The sequence below is a fragment of the Grimontia celer genome, from assembly GCF_900055185.1.
Classification (GTDB): domain Bacteria; phylum Pseudomonadota; class Gammaproteobacteria; order Enterobacterales; family Vibrionaceae; genus Enterovibrio; species Enterovibrio celer.
Map to the genome: position 1 here is coordinate 1 of NZ_FIZX01000015.1, position 5,513 is coordinate 5,513.

Sequence of the window (5,513 nt, forward strand, 5' to 3'; positions counted from 1 at the left end):
ACCCTAATTTTGGTCGTCGGGTACGCAATCGCCGCCAGTTAAATAGCTTGCAAAATACGTGGCCTTATGGTTACAGTATGCCCATCGCAGTTCGCTACACGCAGGACGCTTTTTCACGTTCTGGTTGGTTGTGGCCTGTTGATGCTAAAGGTGAGCCGCTTAAAGCTACCAGTTATATGGCTGTTGGTTTCTATGTGGCTAAATACGTTAACAAAAAGTCAGATATGGACCTTGCTGCTAAAGGTCTAGGAGCTAAAGAATGGAACAACTCACTAAAAACCAAGCTGTCGCTACTTCCCAAGAAGCTGTTCAGAATCAGAATGAGCCGCAACTTCGGGATGAAAATGCTCACAATGACAAATCTGTCCACGGAGTGCTTAATCCAACTTACCAAGCTGGGTTACGACGCGACGCCGTTCAACCAGATATTGAAGCAGAACGCAAAAAGAGAGATGAGATTGAGGCTGGGAAAAGTTACTGTAGCCGACGTTTTGGCGGCGCAACCTGTGACGACAAATCTGCTCAAATTTATGCGCGCTTCGATAAAAATGATTGGCGTATCCAACCTGCAGAGTTTTATCGCTTCCATGACGCAGAAGTTAACACTTTCGGATATTTCTGATGAGTCGAAAAATTATCTTGATAAAGCAGGAATTACTACTGCTTGTTTACGAATTAAATCGAAGTGGACTGCTGGCGGAAAATGAGAAAATTCGACCTATCCTTGCGCAGCTCGAGAAGCTCTTACTTTGCGACCTTTCGCCATCAACTAACGATTCTGTCAAAAACTGACGCGTTGGATGAGGAGAAGTGGCTTAATATGCTTGGCACGTTCGTCAAGGACTGGTTTAGATATGAGTCACATTTTGTTCATGGTAGAGATTCTCTTGTTGACATTTTAAAAGAGCGTGGATTACTATCTGAGTCCGATGCTGTTCAACCACTAATAGGTAAGAAATCATGAGTCAAGTTACTGAACAATCCGTACGTTTCCAGACCGCTTTGGCCTCTATTAAGCTCATTCAGGCTTCTGCCGTTTTGGATTTAACCGAAGATGATTTCGATTTTCTGACGAGTAACAAAGTTTGGATTGCTACTGACCGCTCTCGTGCTCGTCGCTGCGTTGAGGCTTGCGTTTATGGTACGCTGGACTTTGTAGGATACCCTCGCTTTCCTGCTCCTGTTGAGTTTATTGCTGCCGTCATTGCTTATTATGTTCATCCCGTCAACATTCAAACGGCCTGTCTCATCATGGAAGGCGCTGAATTTACGGAAAACATTATTAATGGCGTCGAGCGTCCGGTTAAAGCCGCTGAATTGTTCGCGTTTACCTTGCGTGTACGCGCAGGAAACACTGACGTTCTTACTGACGCAGAAGAAAACGTGCGTCAAAAATTACGTGCAGAAGGAGTGATGTAATGTCTAAAGGTAAAAAACGTTCTGGCGCTCGCCCTGGTCGTCCGCAGCCGTTGCGAGGTACTAAAGGCAAGCGTAAAGGCGCTCGTCTTTGGTATGTAGGTGGTCAACAATTTTAATTGCAGGGGCTTCGGCCCCTTACTTGAGGATAAATTATGTCTAATATTCAAACTGGCGCCGAGCGTATGCCGCATGACCTTTCCCATCTTGGCTTCCTTGCTGGTCAGATTGGTCGTCTTATTACCATTTCAACTACTCCGGTTATCGCTGGCGACTCCTTCGAGATGGACGCCGTTGGCGCTCTCCGTCTTTCTCCATTGCGTCGTGGCCTTGCTATTGACTCTACTGTAGACATTTTTACTTTTTATGTCCCTCATCGTCACGTTTATGGTGAACAGTGGATTAAGTTCATGAAGGATGGTGTTAATGCCACTCCTCTCCCGACTGTTAACACTACTGGTTATATTGACCATGCCGCTTTTCTTGGCACGATTAACCCTGATACCAATAAAATCCCTAAGCATTTGTTTCAGGGTTATTTGAATATCTATAACAACTATTTTAAAGCGCCGTGGATGCCTGACCGTACCGAGGCTAACCCTAATGAGCTTAATCAAGATGATGCTCGTTATGGTTTCCGTTGCTGCCATCTCAAAAACATTTGGACTGCTCCGCTTCCTCCTGAGACTGAGCTTTCTCGCCAAATGACGACTTCTACCACATCTATTGACATTATGGGTCTGCAAGCTGCTTATGCTAATTTGCATACTGACCAAGAACGTGATTACTTCATGCAGCGTTACCATGATGTTATTTCTTCATTTGGAGGTAAAACCTCTTATGACGCTGACAACCGTCCTTTACTTGTCATGCGCTCTAATCTCTGGGCATCTGGCTATGATGTTGATGGAACTGACCAAACGTCGTTAGGCCAGTTTTCTGGTCGTGTTCAACAGACCTATAAACATTCTGTGCCGCGTTTCTTTGTTCCTGAGCATGGCACTATGTTTACTCTTGCGCTTGTTCGTTTTCCGCCTACTGCGACTAAAGAGATTCAGTACCTTAACGCTAAAGGTGCTTTGACTTATACCGATATTGCTGGCGACCCTGTTTTGTATGGCAACTTGCCGCCGCGTGAAATTTCTATGAAGGATGTTTTCCGTTCTGGTGATTCGTCTAAGAAGTTTAAGATTGCTGAGGGTCAGTGGTATCGTTATGCGCCTTCGTATGTTTCTCCTGCTTATCACCTTCTTGAAGGCTTCCCATTCATTCAGGAACCGCCTTCTGGTGATTTGCAAGAACGCGTACTTATTCGCCACCATGATTATGACCAGTGTTTCCAGTCCGTTCAGTTGTTGCAGTGGAATAGTCAGGTTAAATTTAATGTGACCGTTTATCGCAATCTGCCGACCACTCGCGATTCAATCATGACTTCGTGATAAAAGATTGAGTGTGAGGTTATAACGCCGAAGCGGTAAAAATTTTAATTTTTGCCGCTGAGGGGTTGACCAAGCGAAGCGCGGTAGGTTTTCTGCTTAGGAGTTTAATCATGTTTCAGACTTTTATTTCTCGCCATAATTCAAACTTTTTTTCTGATAAGCTGGTTCTCACTTCTGTTACTCCAGCTTCTTCGGCACCTGTTTTACAGACACCTAAAGCTACATCGTCAACGTTATATTTTGATAGTTTGACGGTTAATGCTGGTAATGGTGGTTTTCTTCATTGCATTCAGATGGATACATCTGTCAACGCCGCTAATCAGGTTGTTTCTGTTGGTGCTGATATTGCTTTTGATGCCGACCCTAAATTTTTTGCCTGTTTGGTTCGCTTTGAGTCTTCTTCGGTTCCGACTACCCTCCCGACTGCCTATGATGTTTATCCTTTGGATGGTCGCCATGATGGTGGTTATTATACCGTCAAGGACTGTGTGACTATTGACGTCCTTCCCCGTACGCCGGGCAATAATGTTTATGTTGGTTTCATGGTTTGGTCTAACTTTACCGCTACTAAATGCCGCGGATTGGTTTCGCTGAATCAGGTTATTAAAGAGATTATTTGTCTCCAGCCACTTAAGTGAGGTGATTTATGTTTGGTGCTATTGCTGGCGGTATTGCTTCTGCTCTTGCTGGTGGCGCCATGTCTAAATTGTTTGGAGGCGGTCAAAAAGCCGCCTCCGGTGGCATTCAAGGTGATGTGCTTGCTACCGATAACAATACTGTAGGCATGGGTGATGCTGGTATTAAATCTGCCATTCAAGGCTCTAATGTTCCTAACCCTGATGAGGCCGTCCCTAGTTTTGTTTCTGGTGCTATGGCTAAAGCTGGTAAAGGACTTCTTGAAGGTACGTTGCAGGCTGGCACTTCTGCCGTTTCTGATAAGTTGCTTGATTTGGTTGGACTTGGTGGCAAGTCTGCCGCTGATAAAGGAAAGGATACTCGTGATTATCTTGCTGCTGCATTTCCTGAGCTTAATGCTTGGGAGCGTGCTGGTGCTGATGCTTCCTCTGCTGGTATGGTTGACGCCGGATTTGAGAATCAAAAAGAGCTTACTAAAATGCAACTGGACAATCAGAAAGAGATTGCCGAGATGCAAAATGAGACTCAAAAAGAGATTGCTGGCATTCAGTCGGCGACTTCACGCCAGAATACGAAAGACCAGGTATATGCACAAAATGAGATGCTTGCTTATCAACAGAAGGAGTCTACTGCTCGCGTTGCGTCTATTATGGAAAACACCAATCTTTCCAAGCAACAGCAGGTTTCCGAGATTATGCGCCAAATGCTTACTCAAGCTCAAACGGCTGGTCAGTATTTTACCAATGACCAAATCAAAGAAATGACTCGCAAGGTTAGTGCTGAGGTTGACTTAGTTCATCAGCAAACGCAGAATCAGCGGTATGGCTCTTCTCATATTGGCGCTACTGCAAAGGATATTTCTAATGTCGTCACTGATGCTGCTTCTGGTGTGGTTGATATTTTTCATGGTATTGATAAAGCTGTTGCCGATACTTGGAACAATTTCTGGAAAGACGGTAAAGCTGATGGTATTGGCTCTAATTTGTCTAGGAAATAACCGTCAGGATTGACACCCTCCCAATTGTATGTTTTCATGCCTCCAAATCTTGGAGGCTTTTTTATGGTTCGTTCTTATTACCCTTCTGAATGTCACGCTGATTATTTTGACTTTGAGCGTATCGAGGCTCTTAAACCTGCTATTGAGGCTTGTGGCATTTCTACTCTTTCTCAATCCCCAATGCTTGGCTTCCATAAGCAGATGGATAACCGCATCAAGCTCTTGGAAGAGATTCTGTCTTTTCGTATGCAGGGCGTTGAGTTCGATAATGGTGATATGTATGTTGACGGCCATAAGGCTGCTTCTGACGTTCGTGATGAGTTTGTATCTGTTACTGAGAAGTTAATGGATGAATTGGCACAATGCTACAATGTGCTCCCCCAACTTGATATTAATAACACTATAGACCACCGCCCCGAAGGGGACGAAAAATGGTTTTTAGAGAACGAGAAGACGGTTACGCAGTTTTGCCGCAAGCTGGCTGCTGAACGCCCTCTTAAGGATATTCGCGATGAGTATAATTACCCCAAAAAGAAAGGTATTAAGGATGAGTGTTCAAGATTGCTGGAGGCCTCCACTATGAAATCGCGTAGAGGCTTTGCTATTCAGCGTTTGATGAATGCAATGCGACAGGCTCATGCTGATGGTTGGTTTATCGTTTTTGACACTCTCACGTTGGCTGACGACCGATTAGAGGCGTTTTATGATAATCCCAATGCTTTGCGTGACTATTTTCGTGATATTGGTCGTATGGTTCTTGCTGCCGAGGGTCGCAAGGCTAATGATTCACACGCCGACTGCTATCAGTATTTTTGTGTGCCTGAGTATGGTACAGCTAATGGCCGTCTTCATTTCCATGCGGTGCACTTTATGCGGACACTTCCTACAGGTAGCGTTGACCCTAATTTTGGTCGTCGGGTACGCAATCGCCGCCAGTTAAATAGCTTGCAAAATACGTGGCCTTATGGTTACAGTATGCCCATCGCAGTTCGCTACACGCAGGACGCTTTTTCACGTTCTGGTTG

General features: G+C 44.8%; 9 protein-coding genes. All 9 read left to right on the forward strand.

The window, feature by feature from the left end:
* A partial coding sequence (locus GCE9029_RS27140; protein WP_062667967.1) for a replication endonuclease occupies positions 1-707 on the forward strand: 707 nt, incomplete at its 5' end.
* Positions 640-792 (forward strand): hypothetical protein, encoded by a 153-nt coding sequence (locus tag GCE9029_RS27145; protein WP_435988044.1) that lies wholly within the window; start codon positions 640-642, stop codon positions 790-792. The genes GCE9029_RS27140 and GCE9029_RS27145, both read left to right, overlap by 68 nt.
* Positions 725-964 (forward strand): phage DNA packaging protein C, encoded by a 240-nt coding sequence (locus tag GCE9029_RS27150; protein ID WP_016670801.1) that lies wholly within the window; start codon positions 725-727, stop codon positions 962-964. Before GCE9029_RS27145 ends, GCE9029_RS27150 begins: the two co-directional genes overlap by 68 nt.
* The gene (locus GCE9029_RS27155; protein WP_000084700.1) at positions 961-1,419 is read left to right on the forward strand and encodes a scaffolding protein D; all 459 of its coding nucleotides are present in this window, start codon (positions 961-963) and stop codon (positions 1,417-1,419) included. Before GCE9029_RS27150 ends, GCE9029_RS27155 begins: the two co-directional genes overlap by 4 nt.
* On the forward strand, positions 1,419-1,535 hold the full coding sequence (locus GCE9029_RS27160; protein ID WP_000033471.1) for a phage DNA packaging protein J: 117 nt from the start codon (positions 1,419-1,421) through the stop codon (positions 1,533-1,535). Before GCE9029_RS27155 ends, GCE9029_RS27160 begins: the two co-directional genes overlap by 1 nt.
* Positions 1,536-1,571: 36 nt before the next feature.
* Positions 1,572-2,855 carry a major capsid protein gene (locus GCE9029_RS27165; RefSeq protein ID WP_000065572.1) on the forward strand — a complete coding sequence of 428 codons (1,284 nt, stop codon included), beginning with the start codon at positions 1,572-1,574 and terminating at the stop codon, positions 2,853-2,855.
* 110 nt (positions 2,856-2,965) lie between these two features.
* On the forward strand, positions 2,966-3,493 hold the full coding sequence (locus tag GCE9029_RS27170; protein WP_000487867.1) for a hypothetical protein: 528 nt from the start codon (positions 2,966-2,968) through the stop codon (positions 3,491-3,493).
* A gap of 8 nt (positions 3,494-3,501) precedes the next feature.
* A complete protein-coding gene (locus GCE9029_RS27175) occupies positions 3,502-4,488 on the forward strand; it encodes a Minor spike protein (RefSeq protein ID WP_000466547.1) in 987 nt (328 codons plus the stop codon).
* 63 nt (positions 4,489-4,551) lie between these two features.
* A partial coding sequence (locus GCE9029_RS27180; protein ID WP_171841080.1) for a replication endonuclease occupies positions 4,552-5,513 on the forward strand: 962 nt, incomplete at its 3' end.